This window comes from Fictibacillus terranigra, from assembly GCF_030412265.1.
Taxonomy (GTDB): domain Bacteria; phylum Bacillota; class Bacilli; order Bacillales; family Fictibacillaceae; genus Fictibacillus_C; species Fictibacillus_C terrinigri.
This window is the reverse complement of record NZ_JAUHLN010000002.1, coordinates 865,364-891,900: the sequence shown is the minus strand read 5'-3', so window position 1 is coordinate 891,900 and position 26,537 is coordinate 865,364. Positions and strand designations below refer to the sequence as shown.

General features: G+C 44.2%; 29 protein-coding genes, 1 pseudogene and 1 riboswitch. Of the genes and pseudogenes, 24 read left to right on the top strand and 6 right to left on the bottom strand.

Going from position 1 to position 26,537, the window contains the following annotated elements; all coding sequences use genetic code 11:
- Positions 1 to 104: 104 nt before the first annotated feature.
- The 3 genes from QYF49_RS12420 (at position 105) to QYF49_RS12410 (ending at position 2,292) form a co-directional block, all read left to right on the top strand.
- On the top strand, positions 105 to 989 hold the full coding sequence (locus QYF49_RS12420; protein WP_290399903.1) for a permease: 885 nt from the start codon (positions 105 to 107) through the stop codon (positions 987 to 989).
- Between the two features lie 12 nt (positions 990 to 1,001).
- Positions 1,002 to 1,844: a TIGR03943 family putative permease subunit gene (locus QYF49_RS12415; protein ID WP_290399902.1), complete on the top strand. Its 843-nt coding sequence runs from the start codon at positions 1,002 to 1,004 to the stop codon at positions 1,842 to 1,844.
- A 130-nt stretch (positions 1,845 to 1,974) separates the two neighbouring features.
- Positions 1,975 to 2,292, top strand: a complete 318-nt coding sequence (locus QYF49_RS12410; RefSeq protein ID WP_290399901.1) for a hypothetical protein — start codon at positions 1,975 to 1,977, stop codon at positions 2,290 to 2,292.
- 44 nt (positions 2,293 to 2,336) lie between these two features.
- On the opposite strand, the gene QYF49_RS12405 is transcribed toward QYF49_RS12410, so the two are convergent.
- Both QYF49_RS12405 and QYF49_RS12400 read right to left on the bottom strand, forming a co-directional pair.
- Positions 2,337 to 2,564, bottom strand: a complete 228-nt coding sequence (locus QYF49_RS12405; RefSeq protein ID WP_290399900.1) for a hypothetical protein — start codon at positions 2,562 to 2,564, stop codon at positions 2,337 to 2,339.
- Positions 2,565 to 2,632: 68 nt separating this feature from the next.
- Positions 2,633 to 3,265, bottom strand: coding sequence for a deoxynucleoside kinase (locus QYF49_RS12400; protein WP_290400436.1), 633 nt, complete (start codon positions 3,263 to 3,265; stop codon positions 2,633 to 2,635).
- Positions 3,266 to 3,469: 204 nt separating this feature from the next.
- Between QYF49_RS12400 and QYF49_RS12395 the strand changes: the two genes are divergently transcribed.
- The 8 genes from QYF49_RS12395 (at position 3,470) to QYF49_RS12360 (ending at position 10,311) form a co-directional block, all read left to right on the top strand.
- On the top strand, positions 3,470 to 4,093 hold the full coding sequence (locus QYF49_RS12395; RefSeq protein WP_290399899.1) for a DsbA family oxidoreductase: 624 nt from the start codon (positions 3,470 to 3,472) through the stop codon (positions 4,091 to 4,093).
- Between the two features lie 372 nt (positions 4,094 to 4,465).
- Positions 4,466 to 5,728, top strand: a complete 1,263-nt coding sequence (locus tag QYF49_RS12390; protein ID WP_290399898.1) for an MDR family MFS transporter — start codon at positions 4,466 to 4,468, stop codon at positions 5,726 to 5,728.
- Between the two features lie 15 nt (positions 5,729 to 5,743).
- Positions 5,744 to 6,862, top strand: coding sequence for a DUF2268 domain-containing putative Zn-dependent protease (locus QYF49_RS12385; RefSeq protein WP_290399897.1), 1,119 nt, complete (start codon positions 5,744 to 5,746; stop codon positions 6,860 to 6,862).
- Positions 6,863 to 6,996: 134 nt separating this feature from the next.
- Entirely contained in the window at positions 6,997 to 7,395 is a 399-nt protein-coding gene (locus tag QYF49_RS12380) for a transporter (RefSeq protein WP_290399896.1), read from the top strand.
- A gap of 161 nt (positions 7,396 to 7,556) precedes the next feature.
- Positions 7,557 to 8,453: a hypothetical protein gene (locus tag QYF49_RS12375; protein WP_290399895.1), complete on the top strand. Its 897-nt coding sequence runs from the start codon at positions 7,557 to 7,559 to the stop codon at positions 8,451 to 8,453.
- A gap of 137 nt (positions 8,454 to 8,590) precedes the next feature.
- The gene (locus tag QYF49_RS12370; protein ID WP_290399894.1) at positions 8,591 to 8,731 is read left to right on the top strand and encodes a hypothetical protein; all 141 of its coding nucleotides are present in this window, start codon (positions 8,591 to 8,593) and stop codon (positions 8,729 to 8,731) included.
- 75 nt (positions 8,732 to 8,806) lie between these two features.
- Complete coding sequence (locus tag QYF49_RS12365) at positions 8,807 to 8,974, top strand: hypothetical protein (protein ID WP_290399893.1); 168 nt, start codon at positions 8,807 to 8,809, stop codon at positions 8,972 to 8,974.
- 83 nt (positions 8,975 to 9,057) lie between these two features.
- On the top strand, positions 9,058 to 10,311 hold the full coding sequence (locus QYF49_RS12360; RefSeq protein ID WP_290399892.1) for an ATP-binding protein: 1,254 nt from the start codon (positions 9,058 to 9,060) through the stop codon (positions 10,309 to 10,311).
- Between the two features lie 41 nt (positions 10,312 to 10,352).
- Here the strand turns inward: QYF49_RS12360 and cspD are convergent, their stop codons facing one another.
- Positions 10,353 to 10,553 (bottom strand): cold-shock protein CspD, encoded by a 201-nt coding sequence (gene cspD, locus QYF49_RS12355; protein ID WP_290399891.1) that lies wholly within the window; start codon positions 10,551 to 10,553, stop codon positions 10,353 to 10,355.
- 162 nt (positions 10,554 to 10,715) lie between these two features.
- Positions 10,716 to 11,021 (bottom strand): late competence development ComFB family protein, encoded by a 306-nt coding sequence (locus QYF49_RS12350; protein WP_290399890.1) that lies wholly within the window; start codon positions 11,019 to 11,021, stop codon positions 10,716 to 10,718.
- 166 nt (positions 11,022 to 11,187) lie between these two features.
- Here QYF49_RS12350 and QYF49_RS12345 point away from each other — a divergent pair, with 166 nt between their 5' ends.
- The 9 genes from QYF49_RS12345 (at position 11,188) to map (ending at position 19,977) form a co-directional block, all read left to right on the top strand.
- Positions 11,188 to 11,868 carry a GntR family transcriptional regulator gene (locus tag QYF49_RS12345; RefSeq protein WP_290400435.1) on the top strand — a complete coding sequence of 227 codons (681 nt, stop codon included), beginning with the start codon at positions 11,188 to 11,190 and terminating at the stop codon, positions 11,866 to 11,868.
- 78 nt (positions 11,869 to 11,946) lie between these two features.
- Entirely contained in the window at positions 11,947 to 12,882 is a 936-nt protein-coding gene (hpaI, locus tag QYF49_RS12340) for a 2,4-dihydroxyhept-2-ene-1,7-dioic acid aldolase (protein WP_290399889.1), read from the top strand.
- On the top strand, positions 12,879 to 13,670 hold the full coding sequence (locus tag QYF49_RS12335; RefSeq protein ID WP_290399888.1) for a fumarylacetoacetate hydrolase family protein: 792 nt from the start codon (positions 12,879 to 12,881) through the stop codon (positions 13,668 to 13,670). The genes hpaI and QYF49_RS12335 overlap by 4 nt, the downstream gene beginning before the upstream one ends.
- Positions 13,654 to 15,168: a 5-carboxymethyl-2-hydroxymuconate semialdehyde dehydrogenase gene (gene hpaE / locus QYF49_RS12330; protein ID WP_290399887.1), complete on the top strand. Its 1,515-nt coding sequence runs from the start codon at positions 13,654 to 13,656 to the stop codon at positions 15,166 to 15,168. Before QYF49_RS12335 ends, hpaE begins: the two co-directional genes overlap by 17 nt.
- A 44-nt stretch (positions 15,169 to 15,212) precedes the next feature.
- Positions 15,213 to 16,688, top strand: a complete 1,476-nt coding sequence (gene hpaB / locus QYF49_RS12325) for a 4-hydroxyphenylacetate 3-monooxygenase, oxygenase component (RefSeq protein ID WP_290399886.1) — start codon at positions 15,213 to 15,215, stop codon at positions 16,686 to 16,688.
- An 11-nt stretch (positions 16,689 to 16,699) separates the two neighbouring features.
- Positions 16,700 to 17,683, top strand: coding sequence for a 3,4-dihydroxyphenylacetate 2,3-dioxygenase (gene hpaD / locus QYF49_RS12320; protein WP_290399885.1), 984 nt, complete (start codon positions 16,700 to 16,702; stop codon positions 17,681 to 17,683).
- A 137-nt stretch (positions 17,684 to 17,820) separates the two neighbouring features.
- Positions 17,821 to 18,276, top strand: coding sequence for a pyridoxamine 5'-phosphate oxidase family protein (locus QYF49_RS12315; RefSeq protein ID WP_290399884.1), 456 nt, complete (start codon positions 17,821 to 17,823; stop codon positions 18,274 to 18,276).
- A 237-nt stretch (positions 18,277 to 18,513) separates the two neighbouring features.
- Positions 18,514 to 19,116, top strand: coding sequence for a TVP38/TMEM64 family protein (locus tag QYF49_RS12310; protein WP_290399883.1), 603 nt, complete (start codon positions 18,514 to 18,516; stop codon positions 19,114 to 19,116).
- A 114-nt stretch (positions 19,117 to 19,230) separates the two neighbouring features.
- Positions 19,231 to 19,977, top strand: coding sequence for a type I methionyl aminopeptidase (map, locus tag QYF49_RS12305; RefSeq protein WP_290399882.1), 747 nt, complete (start codon positions 19,231 to 19,233; stop codon positions 19,975 to 19,977).
- A gap of 63 nt (positions 19,978 to 20,040) precedes the next feature.
- Here the strand turns inward: map and QYF49_RS12300 are convergent, their stop codons facing one another.
- The gene (locus tag QYF49_RS12300) at positions 20,041 to 20,889 is read right to left on the bottom strand and encodes a bifunctional 5,10-methylenetetrahydrofolate dehydrogenase/5,10-methenyltetrahydrofolate cyclohydrolase (RefSeq protein WP_290399881.1); all 849 of its coding nucleotides are present in this window, start codon (positions 20,887 to 20,889) and stop codon (positions 20,041 to 20,043) included.
- A gap of 52 nt (positions 20,890 to 20,941) precedes the next feature.
- Positions 20,942 to 21,031: riboswitch (ZMP/ZTP riboswitch) on the bottom strand.
- A 140-nt stretch (positions 21,032 to 21,171) separates the two neighbouring features.
- Between QYF49_RS12300 and mgtE the strand changes: the two genes are divergently transcribed.
- Together mgtE and QYF49_RS12290 are read left to right on the top strand one after the other, a co-directional pair.
- Positions 21,172 to 22,530, top strand: a complete 1,359-nt coding sequence (mgtE, locus tag QYF49_RS12295; protein WP_290399880.1) for a magnesium transporter — start codon at positions 21,172 to 21,174, stop codon at positions 22,528 to 22,530.
- Between the two features lie 196 nt (positions 22,531 to 22,726).
- Positions 22,727 to 22,821, top strand: a pseudogene (locus QYF49_RS12290) (GNAT family N-acetyltransferase); the annotation flags it as partial.
- Positions 22,822 to 22,904: 83 nt separating this feature from the next.
- Here the strand turns inward: QYF49_RS12290 and QYF49_RS12285 are convergent.
- Complete coding sequence (locus tag QYF49_RS12285) at positions 22,905 to 23,324, bottom strand: MarR family winged helix-turn-helix transcriptional regulator (RefSeq protein ID WP_290399879.1); 420 nt, start codon at positions 23,322 to 23,324, stop codon at positions 22,905 to 22,907.
- Positions 23,325 to 23,680: 356 nt separating this feature from the next.
- Here QYF49_RS12285 and QYF49_RS12280 point away from each other — a divergent pair, with 356 nt between their 5' ends.
- Together QYF49_RS12280 and abc-f are read left to right on the top strand one after the other, a co-directional pair.
- Positions 23,681 to 24,349 (top strand): N-acetylmuramoyl-L-alanine amidase, encoded by a 669-nt coding sequence (locus tag QYF49_RS12280; RefSeq protein ID WP_290399878.1) that lies wholly within the window; start codon positions 23,681 to 23,683, stop codon positions 24,347 to 24,349.
- A gap of 528 nt (positions 24,350 to 24,877) precedes the next feature.
- The gene (gene abc-f / locus QYF49_RS12275; RefSeq protein ID WP_290399877.1) at positions 24,878 to 26,488 is read left to right on the top strand and encodes a ribosomal protection-like ABC-F family protein; all 1,611 of its coding nucleotides are present in this window, start codon (positions 24,878 to 24,880) and stop codon (positions 26,486 to 26,488) included.
- The last annotated feature ends 49 nt before the right edge of the window (positions 26,489 to 26,537 follow it).

The window sequence follows — 26,537 nt, the reverse complement described above, 5'->3', positions numbered from 1 at the left end:
AACCGGCAGTTTTTTTTTGAATATTTTTATAAAAGGTTATCAATAGACGGTTGAAGCATTTTGCCTTATAGTTACTGCAGAAGGAAAACACCAGGAGGCAAGCTATGCTCTTTTTATCACTGCCGCAATCGTTTTTGCAGATGAATACAATATTTATTTCCATTTTGATAGAGGCGCTGCCCTTTGTGGTTCTCGGTGTTTTTATGGCGGGAATGATACAGATCTTCGTTTCGGAAGAACTGGTGGCAAGGGTCATGCCCAAAAATCCAATTCTTGCTGTATTGTTCGCCTCATTCCTGGGGGCTCTTTTCCCAGCGTGTGAATGCGGCATCGTGCCGATCGTAAGGAGATTGGTTTCCAAAGGGGTGCCCATCTATGCGGGTATCGCTTTTATGCTGACAGGCCCGATCATCAATCCGGTGGTCCTTTTTTCAACGTATGTTGCGTTTGGCAGCAACTGGACGATGCCGTTATACCGTGCCGGGGGTGCGCTGGCTGTATCCGTCGTGGTTGGTTTGATTCTGGCTTTCTTTTATAAAGGGGACGGCCTGAAAATCACCGCAGGACACCATCATTCCCTTAAAAAGCTTACCGTCAAACAAAAGATTGGAGAAACTTTGAATCATGCTGTAGAAGAGTTTTTTTCCATGGGGAAATATTTAGTGGTTGGTTCATTGATCGCAGCGGCTGTACAGACTTATGTGAAAACATCCACATTATTGGCCATTGGTCAGGGACAAGCTTCATCATCTCTAGTCATGATGGGGCTGGCTTTTGTTCTATCACTTTGTTCAGAGGCAGACGCATTTATTGCATCTTCCTTCAGAAGTACGTTCTCCACCGGTTCGATCGTTGCCTTTCTTGTGTTTGGTCCGATGCTCGATATGAAGAATCTTCTGATGATGCTCGGGACGTTTAAAACAAAACTCGTACTCATTATCGTTACGTCTCTGTCTGTCGTCGTGTTTCTATATTCTTTGCTGTTCTAAGGAGGTGGCACTATGATTAGAGGATATCTTTTAATGGGTTTTACATTTTTAATCATGCAGCTTCATGCATCAGGTAACATAAGCAAGTACATTAATATGAAATACTCGTACCTGTCATTCAGTGTCATGTTTGCCCTGGCGCTCCTGACCATTGTGCAGTTTCGCAATGCTGTGAAGAACGATGGGAAAACCGACAGCTGTGATTGCTGTGACCACAGCCATTCCGTGGAAGATACATGGTATAAAAAGCTTTTCGTATATTCCATCTTTGCGTTTCCTGTGATTACAGGTATCTTTCTTCCTGTTGCGACGATGGATTCTAACATTGTAAAAGCGAAAGGTTTTCACTTTCCTGTAAATCAGGAATCGAAAGGTGATCCGTATGCCCAAAATCAATTTTTGCGTCCGGATACAAGCGTTTATTATGGCAAGGATGCCTATGATAAATTGATGCGAAAAGAAAAAAAGAAATATTCCAATTACGATACGCTTGCCTTAAACGATACAAATTATCTGAAGGGCATGGAGACCATATATAATTATCCGGGTGATTTCGACGACAAGAACATCTCATTTAAAGGGTTTGTGTATAATGATCCTGATACGAAAAAAAACCAGCTGTTCGTTTTCCGTTTCGGAATTATTCATTGTGTAGCGGATTCCGGTGTCTTTGGTATGATGGTGGAGATGCCCAATGGTGTTAAATTGAAAAATGATGAATGGATTACGGTAAAAGGCAAGATTTCGGAAATTTATTATCAGCCGTTTAAGACAAATATTCCTTATGTAAAAGTCGATTCATGGTCAAAAACAAATGCGCCGAAAGAACAATATGTGTATCGGGGCAATAATTGATCACAAGAGACACGGACCTGAAAAGGTTCGTGTTTTTAATTAGGACGAAAACAGGATCGATTGCCCTTTTCTTTATGAATGTTTTTTTCGTTATGAAACAAGCTATAGGAAAAGGGAAGGAGTGTTCAATATGGACAAGCAGCCGTATTATGTAAACGTTGAAACAGGTGAGGTACATAGTGATAAGACCGCATCCGGTTTTCAGTTCGAAATAAGGGCGACAGCCGAGGAAGTCAGCCGGCTCACCAAACTGTTCAGAGAGTGTGACGAAGCAGCCACCGATACCTTTTTAAGGACACATGTTCCATACGTTCCCTATCATAATGACTCTGATAACGACCGCTACGATCAAACATTAAAGGATATTTATCAGTTCATTCATGATCATGGACAGCCTTTGACGAAGGAACATATTGAATCGATGGGGATTCTGGACGAACGCCAATAAAAAAAGCTGCCCAGTTCAAACAAGCTGCTGAGCGGCTTTTCTTATCATAAATACATGAAGTATGCGGCGTAAATGATGATGATGACAGCGATTGAAAAGAAGACCAGCAGCCAGAGCACTGGGTTAAGGACGACTGTATGTCTAGCAATCGCAGCATTCACATTACCATCAGCTGCATTTTTTGTCCGTTTCGATTGCAGTACTTTCCATGTCCAGATCAATCCGACGGTGCATAGGATGAGGCCAGAAACCATGAGAATCCATAATAACATGAAAGTTCAGCTCCTTGCTTTTTGGGATTGTTTCTAGTTTTTTAAAAGGAGGAGCTGATTATACAGGGTTAAACAGTTACAGGCTCGAGCGAGAGTAGTTTTTCTTTTACTAGAGCCAGAACTTTCTCCGCATCCACTTTGTTGTGGACATCATATTTTTTGCTTTCGATGATGAGGACGGGTGTTTTAGTATAATTTTTTATCCACTGTTTGTACTTGCCATGGAGGGTTTGGTAATATTCCAGCAGTTCAGGATGGTTTTCTATCTGTTCATAATCACGGCCGCGGTACTTAATCCTGCTTAATGCAGTATCCAAATCACTGTCTAAATAAATCAGGAGGTCAGGCCGCTGCTTTGGGGAAGCACTGGTTTCATTCATTAACGTTTCCAATAGGTCGACATACGTTTCAAATTCCAGTTTGGTCATATTCCCGGCTTCATAATTCAGTTCCGCAAAGATTAAATCTTCATAAAGGCTGCGGTCAAGAACATGGTTCTGATCAGAGATTGCCTGCCGTATCGTTTTAAAGCGTGTATTCAAAAAGTAAATCTGAAGCGGGAAAGCCCACCGTTTTGGATTTACATAATAGTCAGGCAAAATGGGGTTATCGCCCACACTCTCGTAATATACCCGGCTTCCGAGAGATTCACTGATCAGCTCAGCGAATGTTGTTTTGCCAGTTCCTATCATTCCAGCCATTAAAATCACTAAATAAGCCCCCTGTATGTATCCATTTCTTTTTATGTAGAGTTAGTCGTCTATATATGGCGCTATAAAAGCAAACACCTTCTAAATATATCACTTTTGCTGAAAGCTGAATAGTACATTTCTGGCGGCTGCTTTGCTATTATAATAGGAAGAGTATGTTTTCCTTATCGATTAACATCAAGGAAGGTGTGTATCATGACCATCAAACTAAAAGTGTACTCTGATTATACTTGCCCTTATTGCTACTTGGCAGAAACAGCAATCGAGAGAGCAGCCGAATACAAGGATGTTAGTGTGGAATGGAAGCCGTTTGAAGTACACCCAGACCCTTCTCACCATAAAACAGTCAGAGAATGGAGCAGGGACTGGGAAGCTGCTGTCTTTCCTCATGCCAGAGAGCTGGGAAAAGAAATAATGGTTCCGGACCTCCCGTCATTACCTAATACAAGCTTAGCTCATATAGGGTTTATATATGCAAAAGAACGAGCCAAAGATAAATTGTATTCTCAGCTCGTTTTTTCCGCTTTTTTTAAACAAGGCAAGGATATTGGCAATAAGGAAGTATTAGTGCAGATAGCTGCACAAACTGGAATGGATCGGACCGGATTTCTTCAGGCGCTTTCTTCTAAGGGATATAAAGAAAAGCTAGAACGGGAACTTCAGGAGGCGAGAGCGGATCAAATTACAGGAGCGCCTACGATTGTGATCGGGGAGCGTGTTTTGAAAGGGCTCTATCCTCAGGCGGCGATCGAGAAAGCGATTCGATGCACAATCCGTGATCAAAAAATGCAATTCTGCGAAGGTGACGAATGCCATTAGAGAATTGACCAAAAAAGAGCCTCACAGGTATGGCCTGTGAGGCTCTTTTTTCATTCTACGATGAAAAAGGGGGTTGATAGGGATGAGTACAATATATCAAACCTGAAATAGAATTGAGGGAATGTGTGATTTTTTTGATATGAATATGAAACTTCACGAAAAATAGAGTTTCAGGCGATCATCGCCGATAAAATAGACAGAAAATAAAAAAAGCCTTGGTCAGAGGCTTTTTTTACTCTACTATTCTAAAAAAGGGGGGTTACACTTTATTAGACGAATCAAGTCTGAAAAAGTTTCACATAAAATAAAAAAGATAGGTAAAGTTTCTTTTAGTCATGTTAAATTAAATAAAAAAGATTCGGGGTAGGGAAGATGCGCAAATCATTTTATCAACAATGGCATCCCATTGTGACCACCATTATAATGGGTACTTTTTTCTCGCGAGCCGCTTTTTTTATGACGATGCCTTTTTTGGCGATTTTTTTATACAAGGAAAAAGGGATCGATCCTCAGACTGTAGGTTTGATCATCGGGGTAAGTGCACTCACAGGCACCTTTGGCGGTTTCATCGGCGGTTATTTATCTGATCGGATCGGCAGGTTCCCGGTCATGATTATTGCGATCTTCTCTTGGGGCGGTGTTTTCGCAGGGTTTGCCCTGGCTGACGCAGTTTGGAGCTTCTTTGCACTGAATTGCATTAACGGGCTGTGCCGGTCATGGTTTGAACCCATCTCACGGGCATTATTGGCAGATGTGACCACAAAAGAAAACCGGCTCGGTGTGTTTAATGCCCGGTATTTCTCCATTAATGCAGGTGCCGCAATCGGGCCCGTGGCAGGTACATATTTAGGAAGTTCATCCTCGATGTCGGCCTTTTTTATTACTTCCGCTGTTTATTTTCTATACGCTGTGATTGTACTGCTGCTGATGAGAAAATACAAAGCAAGACTGCAGCCCCAGCAAGAGAATAAGCTGACCGTCAAGGAAGCCGTAAGTGTCATCAGCAGGGATAAAGTGCTGCTGTATTTTCTTCTTGGAAATATCGCCGTACTGATGGCTCAATCTCAGATGGACTCCACGCTAGCCCAATATATGGGCAGCTCTCCACACTTCCATGACGGGGTGAAGTTATTTTCATATCTAATTGTTACAAATGCAGTGACGGTCCTTATCCTGCAGTACCCGGTGACAAATTATGTAAAAAGGTTTGATCCGATGTTTGCCCTGCGGATTGGAAGTGCCGCTTTCAGTCTGGCCTTGCTAGGTTTTGGGTTATCGGCAAACTGGCTATTCCTTGTTCTCTCCATGGTTGTATTGACGCTCGGGGAAATCATTGTGTTTGTTATCAGTGATGTGTTGCTGGACGACTTGGCACCCGATCATATGAGGGGAACATACTTTGGATCCATGTCTTTCCGCTCCATCGGCTTCAGTGCGGGGCCATGGATCGGGGGGCTTTTGCTGAAAACATTTGGTTTTGACCATGGTTTTTATGTATTTGGGTGTTTGACCCTCCTCTCCCTCCTCGCCTTGCCGTTCTTTCAGCTGGGGCAAAAAGTGAAGGAGAAGAACAAACTGGAAAGTCAGCGCACTTCAACTTTTGCCAGAAGGCAGGGAACCATTGAATCGAAGTGATAGGAGGCAAATAAAATGGACATTATCAAAGCACTACTCTCCTTTTTATGCCGAATAGCACTAATGATTGCAGGGTTGTTCGTCCTTTATCTGTGGCTGCATGCAACAGCGGGGATTCTATTAGCCGTATTCGTTCTGGCTGTTTGTTTTATTTGGTTTATGCACGGATTCCTGGGGCTGACCGGCGGTTTACGGGACAAACGTAAAGCAGCATCGCAGATGGGTTTGGCCCTTGGAGCAGGTCTGGCCTGTTCCCTTCTTTCTCTGGTGAATTATTCCTTCTACTCCTTTTTGCAAGGAACAACGATCAATGCCCAAATTAAAAAGGAATATTACCAGGAAGCGCTCATTTCCAACTATGAATCTCTGCAGCGGAGAATGAGATATCTATCCATGACCCGGCACATGGATGAAAAGAATGTGGAGATATATTACCCGGATAAAGATTCCATCTATGCAAAGGAAGTTATGAATCAAAGGCAGGCGGTAGACAATGCAGCACGGAAAGTTCTGCCCTTTCATCATGTCCCAAAAGTCAGAGTGATCCTTTATCATAACCCATTGATCATGAAGCAAAATTTGCCCCCCAACCATTATGAATCGTTAAGTGGAATGTATGTCCCCAAAGAGATGACCATTCATCTCCTCGTACCGTCCGAATCGGGAGAACATACAGAAAGTATAAAAAAGCTGTTCGCGCACGAGTATGCCCACCATCTTATTATTTCGTATCTAACGGAAAAAGGAAAAGATAACCGCGATGTTCCGAGGTGGTTTGAAGAGGGGTTAGCTGAATATATCAGCTATAAGAGCATTGGCCGGGCCCAGATATTCAGCCCGTTCGAACTGGTTCCCTTTGAACAATTGAGTTCCGTCAACGGTTGGGAAAAAGCAACCAGAATAAATTCACCCTATCGCCCTTATGAGCAGAGTTACTTCGCCATCGATCAGCTTCTTCATGATTACGGAAGACCAGCTGTTACAAAGCTTTTAACCAAAGAAGACCTGGAGCCTTTTTCCCGTGTTTTTGAGAAGCAGACAGGAAATACATTAGCCTTTTTTCAAGCAAGATTTTTAAAGGATGAAAACGACATCTATCGGTTAAACATCAAGAAGGAATTCTTAAACCGGTAATAAATGCGACTTGTAAAATTCGGTATCATGCATGGATTTGGGAGAACAAACTTCCTTGTCGATAGCCCGATGCCTATACACACAGGACAATGGTGCATAGGATGGTAGAGTAATACAGAAAGGGAGTTGAGAATTTGAACGAAAGGCAATTTCAGTTTCCTTCTTTCCCTGGGGGACAGAGCAGCCAGCAGTTTCCGTCCTTTCCGGGAGGTCAGGGAGGCCAGCAGTTACCAGATTTCCCTGGCGGCCAGCAGCAAGCGGGAATGTATCCGCCAGGGCCTCCGCCCTCTACAACACCCCAGGCATCTCCTGCAATGCTCTCCGGACAGCCGGGAACTTTTGCTGTTGATCCGGGTGCAATCAGGCCTTGTTTGTACAGGTATGTTTTCATCTGGCTGAACAACGGTCAAGGATTCTGGGCATGGCTTACGTTTGCGGGATTCCAGTCAATTGCAGGTTTTCGGTGGAACGGTATCAGATGGCACTACTTTGGCATGGACACCAACCGCATTGCAAGCTTTGTCTGTACGTGACTTAGAGAAAGCCGCTCTTTTTCGGCTTTCTTTTCTTTTGAAATAAATTAAACACAATCTACATAACGACCGATATAAAAAAAAACTGGAAAATAGCGGATGAGACTAAGGCGTTGTAACGAATATTAGTCCAGCACGTCTAACTCTATGAGGTGATAAAATTGACAAATAAAATTTGGATAGCAGGGCTGTGTGCAGGGAGTCTCCTCTTGGGAGCAGCGGGCTGCAGTGCCGGTACAACCGAAAAAAATGATGCGGCCCCGTCTGTTACACATAAAGTGGCAAAAGAACAAGAGGACTCGGGCCAGCCGGCTGAAGCAAAGGTTCAAACGATCACCGATGAAGGAATCTATACAAAGCAGCTGAATGAACATACGATCGAGCTGCATACCAATTCAAACGGAACGCTTCAGCTGCTGCTTGCTGATGCAGCCAAGGAAGCGATTAAAACAATTAAAACAGGCTCCACCGTTTCAGTTTCTTTTCAATTAAATAATAAACAATACACAGCAGAGACGATCAAGCTGATGATGGAACCTAAGGAACAGCCTGCCCAGTCAAAGCCTCAGCCGGATTCAAGCGCTTTGCCAAAAACAAAAATGCTTACTGTGAATGTTGAAGGGGAAGAAGATCAACGAGCGGGCAAATTGGCTGAAAGTGATCAAGGCTACTACTTATACAAACTTGATGACTTTGATTTTACGGCAGAGGAGCCGGGCAGAGATCTCTTATACTCTCAGATGGATGAAGAATATTTTGTGAGAATCGAGCCTCTGACTGATGATGCGAGCTTGACAGATGTTAAATCCATAGGGGTAAAAGAGTTAGAAGCTGTCGGAGAACCAGAAGAAGTAAAGGGAGCTGACGTTAGCGATTCGTTTGCTCGGTCAAAATTTGTTCTAAGAGCAGATTCCGATGAACTCATTAAATATATCATCGTCCAGGAGGAAGACGGACATTTAGTAAAATATACCGTCCATCTCCCTGTGCGTGAACCTATTGAAGGAATACAGCCGTCGTTTTGGTCAATGCTGGGCTCTCTGGCGTTTAAAAAGTAAGATAGTATGAAGAAAAGAGCATGGGATCATGCTCTTTTTTAAGTACAAGTTTTCAGAAAAGGTGTCCTATTTTTGGATGGTGCATATATTGTTTATTATCTTTAAAAAAGTTTCCTTAAGGAAAAAGGAGGGAAAACATGAATTGGAGCAGCAAGCTTTCCTTAAAAAAAGTTGAACACTATACCCGGTTTCTTCACCGGTTAGGCGTTTTTAATGAGGGTGATAAGAACGAGATCCTGGATAAAATCGTTCAGTATAAACAGAGAAAAACGTTTTAATTCGTCATCCTTAGACAGACACAACCACAGAGTCATAAGAATAGGTTGTAAGAAACATTGAGAGGGGAGATCCATATGGGTCAATGGATGTTTCAATTCTTCCTGGCTCTTTTGGCCATCGTCTGTTTTACTGTCTATTATTTCGTACCTCATGCCAGCAATTATTTCTACATCCTATCTTTTGCGAGCAGTATTCTTTTGATGTTTCTGACTTACAGGCAAGGAAGGAAACATTCCGATTGAGATTGCAAACTTTGTCAAAAAAGAGAAGGGAAACAGGGAATGCTGAAGAATCTATATATTACCGGAGAGGAGGTTATACATGAATGATAGAGCATATGATCATAAATTTAGTGGTTGTCCTCATTCCGTTAATATCACTCCAGTTTGTACTGTTTGAAAAAAATACTGCGGCTAAACATCCGGGAGCCACTGTAATGTTCCATATAAGCAATGCCGCAGTAATTGTTGTCTGTATGACCTTCCCTGTTGATTTTTCGGCAGGTGTTTTTTTCGATCTTCGATACATACCGTTAATCATCAGCTTTCTCTATGGGGGGATCGCCCCCGGATGCCTGACCGCCGTTCTATTAATAGGGTACCGTTTGCTCCTGGGAGGCGATGGCATGATTACTGCCATTCTCTTTACAGTTGTCGCAGGGATTGTAACGATCAGCCAGTTTCAATCGTATCACTTGCTGCCTCTCAAAAAAAAGTTGAAGAAAATAACAGGTTTGTCAATGGGAATTACCCTTTCGAAGCTTCTTTTTCTATTCCTTTATCTGGCATTCACTGATGTGATCAGCTGGGACCTGAAAAAGGCTGCGATTTACATAGGTTACCCTTTACTCCAAACTGCCGTGCTGGTCGTGGTTATAACCTTAATTGAAAATATCCGGCATGCACTCCACTTTCAGCTTCAGCAATCAGAAATGCTGAATTCAGTAGGGCAGCTCGCTGCTTCTGTTACCCATGAAGTCCGAAATCCTATGGCTGTAGCGCGGGGCTTTATGCAGATTTTTCAAAAGGAAAAATACATACCTGAAGATAAAAAGATTTTCTTAAACATGATGATTGAAGAAATTGACAGGGCTCAGATGATCATCTCCGATTATTTGTCTCTCGTTAAAACCAACTCTTCGCGGATTGAACGGCTCAATGTTTCTGAGTTATTATCCTCGCTAAAAAGCGTCATGTTTCCATTTGCCCTGCTGAAAGGTGTAGATCTTGTTCAAAAACCGGCAGATAATGTCCATGTGGTAGGAGATCCAGTAAAGGTAAAACAAATCTTAATGAACATCATTAAGAATGGTATTGAGGCAACACCTGAGGGAGGAACGGTTACCCTTTCTGCTTTTATGGAAGAAAAAGAAGCAATTATACATATATCAGACACAGGGATCGGAATGGCGAGAGAACAGCTGAAGAAACTGGGGAATCCATTTTTCACAACGAAATCAAGCGGGACCGGGTTAGGGCTTATGGCGAGCTATCGAATGGCGGCCGAAATGAACGGAAGGATTGAGGCCACAAGCGAAATTGGGAAAGGTACCCATTTTAAAATTATTTTTCCAAAATAAAAAGGATCGGCCGAATGGCCGGTCCTTAAAATTTATGTTGGTTATCTTTTTACTACGTTGGACGCCTGCGGTCCGCGAGCACCTTCTACGATTTCAAATTCAACTTCCTGGCCTTCTTCTAGTGTCTTGAAGCCTTCGGATTGAATCGCTGAGAAGTGTACGAAAACATCATCAGCACCTTCAACTTCGATAAAACCAAAACCTTTTTCTGCGTTAAACCATTTTACTTTACCTGTTTGCATTACTATGCCTCCTAAAACTTTGCACGTTGTGCCTTTATTACCATAGAACCTTTCAAACATCACTACAACACAAAATATGTAATCAAAGTCTAAATGGTTGGAACTACTATATCATAGAAAAGTTTCGTAAGCAAGTCGTTTTGTCAGAAAAATTAAAAACCTTTACTCCTCTGAAGGGCCGTCCTCTGAGACAGGGCGGGAAAGATGGTGGGAAGGCTGTACAGCTACTTTTCCGGTAGCTTTCACGATTTCATTGAGTATGTTAATTCTTGATTGATCGTTAAAGTTTTGAGCTTTTACATAAGCATAGCCATTTTCATTGGAAACATAGCGTGGAGGAAGGTGATTGAGTGTAATAGCATAGACATCCGTCTTGCATAAATCACATTTACAAGGGAGTTCGAGCTGTTTCCAATAATAATTTAACGCCTCTTCTACAAGAATTTCCATTGCATTTCTGACTTTCATGGCAATATTTTCCCCTTTAATAAGATAGAACTAGAATAGCTTATTTTTACTACGCCTGTAAATTATTTAGGTGAAGGATGGTTCCTTCGGCCTATATTTAGGAATAATATATGATTTTCAGAAAGTTCTGTTGAAATCATATATGATTTTCAACTATCATAAACTTATGGAAAATAACAACAGAATCAGCAAGCAGCAGTATGCCTACAAGGTCATTAAATCACGTATTCTAGATGGGCGATATCCACCAGGGTACAGGATTGTTATTGATCAGCTGGCAAGAGAACTGCACACAAGCGCCATCCCGGTTCGTGAAGCCATACGCAATCTGGAAGCTGACGGGCTTATTCATTTTAAACCCTACAGCGGTGCTATTGTCACCCCCTTTAATGAGAAAGAGTATCTGGAAACACTGTCTGTTCTGGCTGTATTAGAAGGTCACGCGACTGCCATTTCAGCACAGCATTTCCCCCGCCACAAAATTAACGACCTCATTGCGATCAACAACCGGATGAAAGAGGCATTGGATGAATTCGATTTTCTTATGTTCGGGAACTGCAACAGGGAATTCCACAGCTTAACCTACCAATACTGCGATAATCACTTCTTAGCAGAAAACATCAAATCCACCTGGAACAGACTCGACCGAGTAAGGAAGATGGGCTCCGCCACCAAGCCGGCACGAGCAAAAAAATCCATCGAAGAACATGAAAAGATCATTGAAATGCTTCTTAACCGTCATGCTTTCCAAGAAATTGAAGCCTATGTCCGCGCTCACAAATTAAACACCGTACAGTCATTCTTGGAAGAAAAGAAAAGTCAGGAAGCATTTCGAAATTATACATGATGAGGAGGGAAAAGCTTTACTGCTTCAGCTTTACGATGGTACTGCTTCAGCATTACGATTAAAGGAGAGATGATGATTTTGTCCACTAACAATTTTGATGAGATAAAAAGCAGGCTAAAGGGATCTGTTGCGCCTATCATTACGCCTTTCCAAGCGGATGACAGCCTTGATTTGGAAACCCTTCGTAGCTTGATCAATTGGCATATTGAAAGCGGAAGCCACGGAATTTCAGTTACAGGCACGACTGGAGAACCGAGTTCATTGACACTTCAGGAAAGAGAACAGGTGATGGACACGGCGATCCGTTCTGCAGCAGGCAGAGTGCCTGTCGTACCTGGAACAGGCTCGACCAATCATCTGGAAACCTTGCATCTGACGAAAAGAGCCCAGGAAATGGGAGCAGATGCAGCCATGGTTATTGTACCTTATTACAATAAGCCTTCTCAGCACGCGTTATATCAACATTTCAAAGCGGTTGCAGAGTCTGTTGATATCCCTTTGATCATCTACAATATTCCTGGTAGAACAGCTGTGAATCTTGAAGTGAAAACGCTCGCGAGGCTAAAAGAGGACTGTCCGAACATCATCGGGGTGAAAGAGTCGAACAAAGACTTCGAACATGTCAATCGTGTTCTCCTTAACTGTGGAAGGGATTTTCTGCTGTTCTCCGGCATTGAGCTGCTCTGCTATCCGATGCTTGCAATCGGAGGGAAAGGCTATATCAGTGCAACGGCCAATGTCCTCCCAGGGAAGGTAGCGGAGGTGTACAATGCGTGGGAAGCAGGAAACGTTGAGGAAGCGATGCAGCTTCATTATGAACTAATGCCGTTGAACGATGTTTTGTTCAGGGATACAAATCCTGCACCATTAAAGGCGGCACTCGGAATGATGGGCAAAATTAAGCCGAGGCTGAGACTTCCGATGGATCTGCCATCTGATGGCATTCAAAACGAGATTCGTACTGTATTAAACCGTTATGGATTATTGAATAAAGTGGGGAGTGAGTTGCAATGAAGCACGCACGTATCCTGTTTGAAGGCAGAGAGCGGACGGCGACGTTAAAGGATGATCGGCTTCTTCTGAGCTGTGGACGGACGATCTTAACGAGCGAAGCAGAGGCTTGGCTTCCGCCGCTTAAACCGAATAAGATGATCGGTCTGGCATTAAACTACGCGGATCATGCGGAGGAGCTAGGATTGGATAAACCGGCTGAACCTGTACTCTTCATCAAGCCGAACAGTTCGCTAGTCGGCCATAAAGCACCCGTTTATTATCCGGATGGAGCTACTTATATGCATTATGAAAATGAACTTGCTGTGGTGATCGGAAGAGAAGGAAGAAATATTAAAGCGAAGGATGCGATGGAATTTGTAAGCGGTTACACCATTGCGAATGATGTAACGGTCCGTGATTTTGTCAACAACATGTACCGTCCGCCCGTCCGTGCAAAAGGGCATGACACCTTTGGACCGCTTGGACCTTATGTTGTGGATGCTGCAGATATTCCTGATCCAAATAACTTAGAGCTTAGAACGTACGTTAACGGTGAACTGAGGCAGCAAGGCAATACAAAGAATTTGATCTACAGCATTTCTGAGCTCATTGAGTTCATTTCTTCGTTCATGACACTGGAAGTGAACGACATCATTTGGACGGGGACACCTAAAGGGATTTCTCACGTTCATCCGGGTGATACGTTAAGACTTGAAATTGATTATATCGGAACTCTTGAGAATAAAATTCTTGATGGCCGCTCTGCGGGTACGGCAGCAGGAGGGATGCAGCATGAGCAGCAGCTATGAAAAAACCGTTCTCCATTATATAAATGGTGAGTTTGTTCCTTCGATATCAGGTGAGACGTTTGCCAATCTCAATCCATTTACGAATGAAACGATTAATGCGGTCGCCGAAGGAACGGAAGCGGAAATTGATACTGCCGTTAAGTCAGCAAAGACCGCCTTTAAAACAGGACCGTGGGGAAGAATGAAACTCAGCGAAAGGCTTAAACACATTCATAAAATTGCGGATCTCATCGACCGCGATATTGAGCAGGTGGCGAAGCTGGAGTCTTTGGATACCGGTCTTCCGATCTCTCAGACGAAAAAAATGGTTGGAAGAGCAGCAGACAACTTCCGTTTTTATGCCGAAATGGTAAAGAACAGAATGGTTGGTGAAGCCTACCATGTAGACGATGAATTCATCAACTACACGATTCAGAAACCGGTGGGAGTCGCCGGGTTAATAACTCCTTGGAATGCCCCTTTCATGCTCGAAACATGGAAAGTTGCGCCGGCTCTTGCAACCGGGAATACGGTTGTGCTCAAGCCCGCTGAATGGTCGCCGCTGACCGCCCATAAGCTCGGAGAAATTATTCATGAAGCCGGTCTGCCGGAGGGTGTATTCAATATCGTACACGGATTTGGGGAAACCGCAGGTGCAGCCTTAGTCGCCCATCCAGATGTTCAGTTGATTTCGTTTACGGGTGAGACGAAAACGGGTTCGGAAATCATGCGTAATGGAGCCGATTCCCTTAAACGGTTTTCCATGGAACTTGGGGGCAAGTCGCCCATCATCGTGTTTGAAGACTGTGATGTTGACCGTGCCCTGGATGCATGTGTATGGGGAATTTTCTCTTTTAATGGAGAAAGGTGCACAGCCAATTCCAGACTGTTCGTTCAGAAGTCCATCAGCGAATCCTTCATCCGCGCATTAAAAGAAAGAGTTCAAAACATTATTGTAGGTGATCCTTCCCATGTTGATACAGAAGTCGGTCCGCTGATCCATAAGGATCATTATGAAAATGTGAAAAGGTATATAAAGATCGCTGAAGATGAAGGCGGTGAGGTTTATGCTGCTGAAGTGCCGAAGCATCTTTCGAAAGGCAACTTTATACCGCCGACTCTACTGTTGAATGTGAAGAACGGCATGACGGTGGCTCAGGAAGAGATATTTGGACCGGTCTTAACGGTTATGACCTTCCAGACAGAAGAAGAAGTCATTGAGATGGCCAACGATGTTAAATATGGGCTAGCCGGCTATGTCTGGACAAATGATATGAAAAAAGGACATCGGGTTGCAGGTGCCATAGACGCTGGGATGCTTTGGGTGAATTCACAGAACGTACGCGATCTGCGCATACCGTTTGGCGGATCTAAATCGTCTGGAATCGGCAGAGAAGGCGGCCATTATGCGTTTGAATTCTACACAGAAATGAAAGTGGTTCATGTGGCGGTGGGTGATCATCATATTCAGCAGTTTGGCAAAAAGAACAAAGCTGCATCTGCAAACACAAACGCCTGAAGCTAGAACAACAGCAAGCTATTATATGTTGGGAGGGAATGACATTGCCTGCACGCACGGGAGAGCAATATATAAACGGTTTGAAAAGGGCTAACAACAATGTTTGGATCCATGGAAAACGAGTAACTGATGTAACAGAGCATCCAGCCTTAAGGAATGTGGTGCGATCCATTGCCAATCTTTTTGATCTCCAGCATGAAAAAGCAGAAAAGATGCTCTACACCTCAGATACAACTGGAGATAAGGTCGGTCTATCGTTCATCGCCCCGAAAACAAAGGACGATCTAATCGCGCGCCGTGAAATGTTTACTGAATGGGCTCGGTACACGGGAGGCATGATGGGACGCACGCCAGATTACTTGAATACAAGTATCATGGCGTTTGGCACGGCAGACTCTTTCTTTGCACAGGGAGACCCGATGTTTGCAGAGAACGCGAGAAACTATTATCACTATTGCCGTGAGAAAGATGTCAGCCTTACGCACACGCTCATCCATCCGCAGACCAACCGTTCGAAAAAACAGTCTGAGCAAAAGGATCCTTATCTTTCTGCAAGAATCGTAGAAAAGAATAAAGAGGGCATTGTCATAAAAGGAGCACGGCTTTTAGCAACGCTTGGCGGTGTAACGGACGAGATTGTCGTGTTCCCCTCCACATTAAACAAGGCGGCGACAGAGGATGATCCGTACGCCATGGCTTTTGCTATTCCTAACAATACCGAGGGCTTAAAGTTTCTCTGCCGGGAGTCCTTTGACCAAGGAAGGAACCAGTGGGACCATCCGTTAAGTTCGCGGTTTGAAGAGAGCGATGCAATCGTCGTCTTCGATAACGTGCTTGTGCCATGGGACCGTGTGTTCGTTGGGGGCAGCTCCGATATTTGCAACCGTACGTATGTGGAAACAAACGCGATCGTACATATGGCCCACCAAGTCGTCGCAAAGAATACCGTAAAAACGGAATTTGTTCTCGGCATCATCTTAAGCATCATGGATGCCATTGGTATTGATGTATTCCCGCACGTAAAGGAGAAAGCATCCGAGGTCATGCTCATTCTTGAAACGATGAAATCTCATCTGTTCCGAGCCGAACAATATGCGGCCCTTGATGCCTATGGAAACATGACGCCTGATTTTGCACCGCTTAATGCGGCTCGAAACTGGTTTCCAAAAATGTATCAGCGTATGGTCGAGATTGTAAGGATCTTGGGGGCATCCGGCCTGATGGGCATACCAACTGAGGCTGACTTTGAAGCTGAAGACATCGGGGAGCTCGTCCACCGCTATACACAGGCTGCGAACATCAATGGTTACGAAAGGGTTCAGCTTTTCAGGCTCGCCTGGGATGTGTGCATGAGTTCCTTTGGCGGCAGGCAGGCGCTGTACGAATATTATTTTTTTGGAGATCCTGCGCGCATGTCCAATATTTATTATGATGGCTTCAACAAGGAACCGTACAAGCAAATGGTACAGGAATTCTTGAACCGTTTGAAGACCCCTGACCATAACTATGCGCGGATTTAAGGAGGTGCTTTATGGACTTTAATATCATTCGAGTGGCCCGAGTGGTCATGAATGTAACCGATCTGAATGCATCACGGGATTTTTATATCAATGCGCTTGGATTTATCGAGACGGAAAATGATGGAGAGCATATCTATTTGCGGGGCCTGGAAGAACATTGTCATCATTGTCTTGTATTAAAGAAAGCGGATCAGCCGGGTGTTCACGCCATCGGGTATAAAGTATGGCATGAAGATGATTTGGAGAAAATTGAAAGGCTTTTCAAAAGGGAGAACCTCTATACACAGTGGGAGGAGGCGGGAACCCAAAAGGCTCTCGGCCGAATATTGAAGGCGACCGATCCTTCGGGCATGCCGCTCGAATTCTTTTCGAAAATGGAAACGGTGGAACGCTGCCTGCAGAAGTATGACCTGTATAAGGGAGCACGCATCCAACGAATCGACCATGTTAACTGCATGGTTCCTGATGTAGAGAAGTCCGTCGCTTTTTATACACATAAACTCGGTTTCCGTTGTTCCGAATATACAGCTACTGATGATGACAGAACATGGGCTGCCTGGCTTCACCGTAAGCCGTCTGTTCATGATGTTGCGTTTATGAACGGAGAGGGCCCCCGCCTTCACCATGTGGGCTTCTGGCTTTCTGATCCGATGAGCCTTATTCATTCCTGTGATGTGCTGGCAAGCATGGGATATGCGGACTGTATCGAGAGAGGGCCTGGGCGGCACGGCTTATCCAACGCCTTTTTCCTCTATATCCGCGATCCTGACGGAAACCGCCTCGAGCTCTATAACGGAGATTATTTGACGTGTGATCCGGATTTTGATCCGGTAAAATGGGATATTAACGACCCGCGCCGCCAGACGTTCTGGGGGCATAAAGCCCCTGATAGCTGGTTCGAAGAAGCAGCAGCATTTATACAGCAGGAAACTGGCAGCCCTGTTCAACAGTCAAAAGCGGTTTTGGCCCAGCAGAAACCAGATTTTGTGACATGACGCAGAGGAGGAGGAGCTGTCATAAGAGAAGTTTTCTTATGGCAGTTTTTTTAATACTTGTATTCGTTCCTAATCCAGCGGGATTATGAGATGATAGAATCGTACATCTGAATGGATAAAGAAGGGAGCACTTTCAAATGGCCAAACCGGAAATACCTGTTCAGCTTTCAATGGAACTTTTTGAATATTTACAAGGGGAAAAACTGGTGCTGCTCGGCACGGTGGATGCAGAAACGAATGCGCCGGGAGTGACTGCGATCTCTTGGGTCAAAGGTGTCGACGAAAAAAGAATCAGATTTACTGTAACAAATAATTCCCGAATTGTCGCTAACATTAAGGGAAATCCCCAGGTCGTTCTAACCGTCTTTGGCCTGGGGAGCGTCTATTCCATCAATGGAAAGGCGGTTATTCTTGAAGACAGAATGGAGGGGGTCCCGCTAAAGCTTGCCAAGATCGAGGTAGTGGTCGACCACGTCTTCGAGAGTATGTTCTGGGGAGCTAAGATTGTGCAAGAGCCTGAATACGAGAAAACCACGAATGCAGATAAGGCAAAAGAGCTAGATCTGCAAGTATACGAAGCTCTAATGAAATAAGAGTCGGAAAAACTATCCGGAATGAAATGCACTACCAATGGTTAAATGTATCTAACGATTGGCGGCACTTCAGAATGGATGGTTTTTTTTGTTGGCTGTTTACTAGGACTAATTGAGTGAATATGGTAAACTGGTTGAAAAGTCTGTCTAATCTTGGCGATATTTAGAGGCTCATGATGGGATTAAATTAAGGTTGAAATGGAAACGATGATACCAATAGAGAAGGGAGACCGGGCTATGAATTGGAGTGAGTGGAAATCGTATCTTTCGCAGGAAAACATTCTGCATTTTTTAGAGCAGTACCGGGACTTGGGCTTCTTGCCCGGCGTGCTTCTCCCGCTGCTTGAGGCCATAATACCCGTTTTGCCCCTGTTCATTATAGTGGCAGGAAATGCTGCTGCCTACGGATTTTGGCTGGGAGCTCTTTTTTCCTGGCTTGGTGCTGTGATCGGTTCGCTCATCGTTTTTTATTTCGTTCGGAAACTGGGGCAGCAAAGATTTCTTCATTTTATTACAAGGCACCGTAAGATCGAAAGGCTGCTGGGTTGGATGGAACGCCATGGTTTCGGGACACTCTTCCTCATCTACTGTTTTCCATTTACACCTTCTGCTTTAATCAATGTGATTGCCGGATTGTCACGGATCAATCAAAAAACATTTGTTTTGTCCGTAACTCTGGGCAAGCTCGTGATGATCGCCATCATCTCCTTCATTGGATACGATTTTTTGGATGTCATAAAAAATCCGTTAAAGCTAGGGTTAGCGGTATTTGGCATTTTTGTCCTCTGGCTGGGCGGAAAACTTGTTGAATCGAGAATGAAACAAAGCCACCAGGCGTAAATCAACCACTGATTTGCGCCTTCCGCTGTTTTTAACCCTTGTTGGGAACCAATACATAAACAAAGAATATAGTAAGTTTACACTTACTTATTTGCAGGATGGGAAAGGATAATCATGATTATTTACAAGTCAAAAAGCAATATTGAAAAAATGCACAAAGCCGGACAATTATTGGCGAACTGCCACAAAGAGATCAAGAAACTCATCAGTCCGGGAATTTCTACGCTTGATATCGATGCATTTGTGGAACGATACCTTAAAGAGCACGGAGCTACACCAGAACAAAAAGGATATCAGGGCTACCCGTTCGCTACATGCGCCTCTGTAAACGACGTCATCTGCCACGGGTTTCCGAACAAGAAGAAACTGAAGTCAGGAGACATCGTGACCATTGATATGGTCGTTAAATTGAACGGCTGGCTCGCCGATTCCGCATGGTCCTATACAGTAGGCGAAGTATCCGAGAAAGCGCGTCATCTCTTGGAAGTTACCGAAAAATCGCTTTACATCGGCATTGAAAAAGCTGTGATCGGCAATCGGATCGGAGACATTTCTCATGCGATCCAGAAATATGCAGAAGGCGAAGGGCTTTCCGTCGTACGCGAGTTTATCGGACATGGGATCGGACGCGTAATGCATGAGGATCCTCAGGTACCCCACGCTGGAACAAAAGGAACAGGGCCTCTCTTAAAAGAAGGGATGGTCCTGACGATCGAGCCTATGCTGAACACAGGCAAACGCTATGTGAAGATCGATAATGACGGCTGGACCGCCCGAACGTTTGATGGATCGCTCTCTACGCAGTATGAGCATACGATTGCCATCACGAAAGAAGGTCCTCTCGTTCTGACCGCTCAATAATAGCAATTAACGATAACCACAAAAAACGGATTCGCGAACATCAGCGGATCCGTTTTTTTTATGCTACTTATTCTCCAATTTTTTCTCGGCAGCATCCACCGTATGCTTTAGCAGCATGGCGATAGTAACAGGGCCGACACCTTTGGGAACGGGGGTTATCGCCCCGGCATTTTTCTCACATGCTTCATAGTCAGCATCACCGATGTTTCCAGGGTTATAGCCGGCATCCATGACTACGGCCCCTTGTTTAATCCAGTCCCCCTGAATGAACTTAGGTTTTCCGACCGCTGCGACGACAATATCAGCCTGCTTTACAATCTCACCTAATTTTTGGGTATAGGAATGGCAAGTGGTTACAGTCGCGTTTCGGTTAAGGAGAAGCATGGACACCGGTTTGCCAAGAATTGGGCTCCTGCCAACAACAACAGCGTGCTTGCCCTCAATTGCAATGTCATAAAAATCCATGATGGCCATGATGGCTGCAGGTGTACAGGATGGATAGCTCCCAAATCCGAATGAAGTCTGGCCGAATCCCCAGCTTGTTACGCCATCTACATCTTTTTCAATGTCGATCGCTTCAAAGGCGGCTCTTTCATCAATGTGAGAAGGCACCGGATGCTGAAGCAGGATGCCGTGAACGTTTTCGTCTTGATTTAATTCGTGAATGGTGTTGAGTAAATCTTCTGTAGTGATGTCCGCAGAAAGGTGAATTCTCTTGGATATGATTCCAAGCTTTTCACACGCGTTGCCTTTCATCTTCACATAGGTAGCGGAAGAAGGATCATCCCCGACTAAAACAGTCGCCAAACAAGGTGTGATCCCTTTGCTGATGATTGAATCCACTCTTTTTTTAAGCTGCTCTTTAATTTCCGCAGCGACACGGCTGCCATCAAGTATTAGCTTGTTTTCCATCCAATTACCTCCTGAGAATAGAAAAAAGGCAAGGAATGATACATTGATCCCTTACCTCTGCCCAGACGAACGGCTTTTTAGGTTAAAACTGCAGCTTCCTTGTGGTCAATTCCACACGTTCTCGTCAGTTGCTGCCCTTTAATTTCTTATGTTGATTTGATTATACCTCATGTGCTCGTCCGGATTCAATACACCGGTGCACGATTTTTAAAATACTATGTTGCATTCGCAGTTTCTTGGAGATTCTTATATAATAGGAACGATATCAAGGGGGTGACATTCGTGTTCAAGGAAATGACGGAAAATCAAATTCTGCTGTATGTTATAAAAAGTTTGAAAGAACTTCGGAAGAAACAGTTTCAGGAATTAATGGATGAGCTCCATCCCTATGACATTGCAGAAGTCTATAGAACGCTGCCTGAAAAACACCGGCATAAATTTCTTACCTTCCTGACGACAAGGCAGCTGGCTTCTCTTCTCCAGCAACTTGACAGCCATTATCAGATTGAGATACTTCACAAATTGGGAATCGAGCGGTCCTCTCATATCATGAATGAGATGGAAAACGATGACCTCGCCGACCTGCTGAGCAACTTTTCGTTTGAAGAGATTCAGGATTTTCTTGCATCCATGAGGGCGGATGAATCCCGTACGGTCCAATCTCTCATGCAATATCCTGCCGACACGGCCGGCGGAATCATGACCAACAGGTTCGTATGGATTCCGCAGATGTTTACGGTGCGGGATGCGGTCGATAAACTGAAAACGTTCGCCGGTTTTGCTGAAAATATTTATTATTTGTATGTGATTAATGAAGAAAAGCAGCTAGCCGGTGTCGTCTCCTATCGGGATCTGCTGCTGGCTGACATCAACGATCGGATTGAGGACATCATGTTCACCCGGGTCATCTCAGTTGAAGCTGACATGGACCAGGAGGAAGTGGCACGCACCATTGAAAAGTATGATTTTATTGCTGTTCCTGTTGTGGACGATAATGACGTTTTACTTGGAATTGTAACGGTAGATGATGTACTTGATGTTTTAATCGAGGAAGCAAATGAGGACATTGAAAAATTATCTGCTTCAGGAAAGTCCATCGACTTTAGCACGAGTGCTTTTGTAGCTTCCTACCGCCGGCTTCCGTGGCTCATTCTCCTTCTGTTTATCGGTATCATCTCCGGCAGTATCATTTCAGCTTTTGAAGGTACGCTGTCAAAGGTCGTTTCGCTCGCTTTTTTCATGCCGATGATCGCTGGAATGACGGGTAATACTGGAACGCAATCACTGGCGGTCGTGGTGCGGGGGCTTGTTTCTAATGATATTGATAAAAAAGTGATCTGGCGCCTTATTTTCCGAGAATTCGGTGTAGGATTAATCATTGGCACGACCTGCGGAATCTTGATCGCACTGGTTGCTTATTTCTGGCAGGGAAATGCCATCCTGGGGCTCGTCGTCGGCAGCTCGCTATTTTTGACGCTCATCATTGGGACACTTGCAGGAACACTGATCCCGCTTCTTTTATATCGCTTTAACGTGGATCCTGCTGTTGCTTCAGGACCCTTGATCACAACGCTTAACGACATTTTTTCATTGCTTGTCTATTTCGGAACCGCATCAATCTTTCTCTCGCATCTCGAGTGAAATGAAGCCCGCCATCGTTGAAATGGCGGGTTTTCTTATGTAATATGTTGATTCCGCTGAAAAAAACAATCCGAGAATTTCAGACTGGGGAAACAGTGAGGAGAAGACTCATCCAGGCACTTGAATCTTATAGGAATACCACAAGCAAGGACTGGCAAGCAAGTGTACAGCTGCATTATGCGAAGAAATGCTGGCGGAAGGTAAGACATTATGCCTGTTCTATAATAATCCAGATGCGGTTCAATCTATAAGCGATTAGGCTTTAAAGATATTGGGATGTGGAGCATGTATACGCCTGCAGACCGAAAGTTTTCGCCGGAAAAATGGCAAGAGCCCCTCTTCGATCAGGAGTTCTCGCCATTTGGCTTTTATTATTACACCATTCGGTTTAAGTAGTCTATCATTCTTTCTACTTCTTCATCAGAGAGCGCGGAGAATTTTTCTTTGAAATACTCGTGGCGGATGGAAGCCAGTTTTTCTGCAACCGAGTGGCCTTTTTCTGTTATCTTTACGTACACGATCCGCCGGTCAGTAACCGAACGTTCTCTCGTAATCATATCTTTTTTTATTAGACGGTCTGTTACACCGGTAATGTGGCTGGATGATACCTTCATTTCTGCGGCCAGTTCAGACGCAGTAAGAAAATCTTTATCTTTTAATAGATTCAGCACTGCAAATTCGTTGGCGGGGACATCATCAGAAAAAAGGTCATTAATGTCTTTCCTGAAAGTCCGAAAGGCAGTTTGGAAGCTTTTTTCAAGATTTATAATTGACTCCGTGCGATTATCACTCATATCATTCACCTATTCTACGTTTAGTTCAATATTGGCGCTTCTATTAAATATAGTATACTGTAGCGGCGATTTACTCAAACATTTATCTGTTATTAACACAAAATTTCCTGTTTTGGAACTTCTTTTCTTGTTGATGGTATGGTACCCTCAAAGTGGACAATGACATCAGAATGAGGTTGGAAGATGAAAAACAGTACATTATGGTTTTTGCTGCTTGGAATTGGTTTTCTTGCAGGAATCGTCTACTGGGTGTGGGTGTTCGCCACCCATTAAAGGGAGAAGAGCTGTCGATACAGACAGCTCTTTTTTTATTTTTCTGTCTATATATAGGTAAACAGAAATGAGGGGATGGGCTCATGCCACAACGGTATAATATCACTTCTATGCTGATCGATAAAAAGTGGAAACAAAGGCCTGGCAGCAACAGAATTCCGCGGTATGCGGTAGCACATGATACTGGCAATGAAGGTTCCTCAGCTCTTCAAAATTTTAAGTATTTTAACAGCAGAGAATTAGATGCTTCTGCCCATGTATTTATTGATGACCAGGAAGTCCTGATGATCATCCCGCTGCATGAAAAAGCCTGGCACGTCAGGAAGCAGGTATCGGATGCGAATGACTGGGCGATAGGGGTTGAGCTATGCTATGGAGGAAAGATTTCCGGAGAGGAAGCATACAAGCGATATGTATGGTTTTTTGCATGGCTGTGTGAAAGCTATGAATGGAATCCGATGCTCCATGTGAAAGGGCATTTTCAGCTGGATCCAGGCAGACGGAGAGACCCAGTAAATGCTTTACAAAGGATCGGTAAGAGTTTTGAAGATTTTCTGGGAGATATTAAAGATCGAATGGCGATCATCAAAAGGGAAGGCAAGGGTGAACCAGTGGTTAACGAAAACAAATGCGACAGGTTTTACCGGGTCCAAATCGGCTGCTTTGAGCAAAAAGAAAATGCTGAAAAGCTGGTGCGAAAAGCCAAGAAAGCAGGATTTGCCGCAATAATACACGTAGATGTGTCTTCATAAAATGATGTGGAGCCTATTGCAGAATGAATTTTTAAAATGGTATAATTGGAACAAATATACTATTGGATGAAAGGAGGGGCAGGAATGCTGAATGGTGTACGTTGTATGGTGGATTGGCTAACGGTTGAAGTGCGCTCTATTACACATGTAATAGCTGTCAACGGGAGAAGTCTGTCCAATTTCATACAACATTAGTGCATCAATAAGTTTTCCATACCCATTCCTCATCAACGGATCAAACCATGGGCAGGTATACTTGCGCATGGTTTTTTTGCTGGCTGCAGTGTCTAGCTGCAGCGCCCAGGGCTGAAAACGAACTTCGGTTTTCAGCATAAATGATGAAATATTATTTCATCTTAGGTCCTCCCAGGACGAATATAACTGTGATTTCGTCCCGGATCGCTTCACTCTTGCCCCTCGGCACAAAAAGCGTGTTGAGGGACAAAAGCTCCAGCACTTGTCGGACTTAAGCAGGGCGCTTTCGCTTTTCTGATGAATGGGTAAACCAAATTTGAGGAGTGTTTACCTATGATCATTTGTTCCGCTAACGGCCTCACCAAAAGCTTCGGAGGACACACTGTTTTTAATAACATATCGCTTGAAATCCACCACACAGACAGAATTGGCCTGATCGGGCGCAACGGTACCGGAAAAAGTACGTTATTTAAACTGCTGGCGGGCATCGAGCAGCCGGACGAAGGAAATGTTCATCTTAAAAAAGGTTCGGCAGCCGGCTATTTGGAGCAGGTGCCGGTCCGATCGGACGATGCTTCGGTTTATGAAGTGTTTATGCAGTCCTTTTCTGAACTTCATGAAATTCAAGAAAGAATTCTTGCTCTGACTGCAAAAATGAGTGATGCCCCAAATGAAAAGCAGCTGGAAAAATGGCTGAATCAACTATACGGACTGCAGGAGACCTATGAAGAACTAGGCGGTTACTCGATTGAATCCAAGATTAATGGAATCGTAAAAGGCCTCGGCCTTGAAGCGGTAAGGGATATGCCGTTTTCTTCCATCAGCGGAGGCGAAAAGACAAAGGCAGGGCTCGGCTGTCTTCTCCTGCAGGAGCCGGATCTGCTTTTGCTTGACGAACCGACCAACCATCTTGATTTAAGCACGATGGAATGGCTTGAAGACTATTTGCTGAAGTATAAGGGTGCAGTGATGATCATCTCTCATGACCGCTACTTCCTGGATCGCACCGTGAACAAAATTTATGATCTCGAAGACGGGGAAGTGACCCTTTATCACGGAAATTACAGTGTATTTGCAGCTGAAAAAGAAAAACGCCTCCTTGCTGAATTTGCTCAGTATCAGGAACAGCAAAAAAGAATTAAAAAAATGGAGGAGGCGATTAAACGGCTCCGTGACTGGGCGATCAGGGGTGACAATGGCGATCTTCACAGACGGGCGCGCAGCATGGAACGGGCGATTGAAAGGATGCAAAAAATCAAACGCCCGGTACTGAACCGCAGAAAAACCGAAATCAGTTTTCAGATGAAGGATCGAAGCGGAAAAGAAGTCCTAACTTTGCTGGATGTTGCAGTAAGCTATCCTGGAAGGGAGATACTGAAACAAGTGGATCTTTTCATCCGGTTTGGTGAAAAGGTAGCGATCGTAGGCAATAATGGAACAGGAAAGTCTACCCTGTTAAAAGCAATCTTAGGGGAGCAGGAGGTTACAGGTCTTATCGAGATTGGAAGGTCCGTCAAACCCGGATTTCTTTCCCAGAACGGACTGAAAAGTCATCCGGATGAGACAGTACTTTCGGCTTTTCGTGAGGCAGTTCCAGTGGATGAAGGAACTGCTCGGCATTTGCTAGCCAAGTTTTTGTTTTATGGACAGTCTGTGTTCAAGAAGGTAAAGGATCTAAGCGGAGGAGAGAATACCCGGCTTCGCTTTGCCCAGCTCGTCCACCAGGATGTGAACCTGCTGCTGCTTGATGAGCCGACCAACCATCTGGATATTGATTCTCGTGAAGTCCTGGAGGATGCCCTCGAAGAATATAATGGAACGGTGGTAGCTGTTTCGCATGACCGGTACTTTTTAAATAAGCTCTTCAACCGTGTGGCCTGGATTCAGGAAGGCGAGATCCAAGAGTACTTGGGAACGTATGATGAGGCAAGGCGCCAAAGGTGATGAAATCGTTTATTATGAGCCTGCTATAGTGTATGATGATAGGAGCATA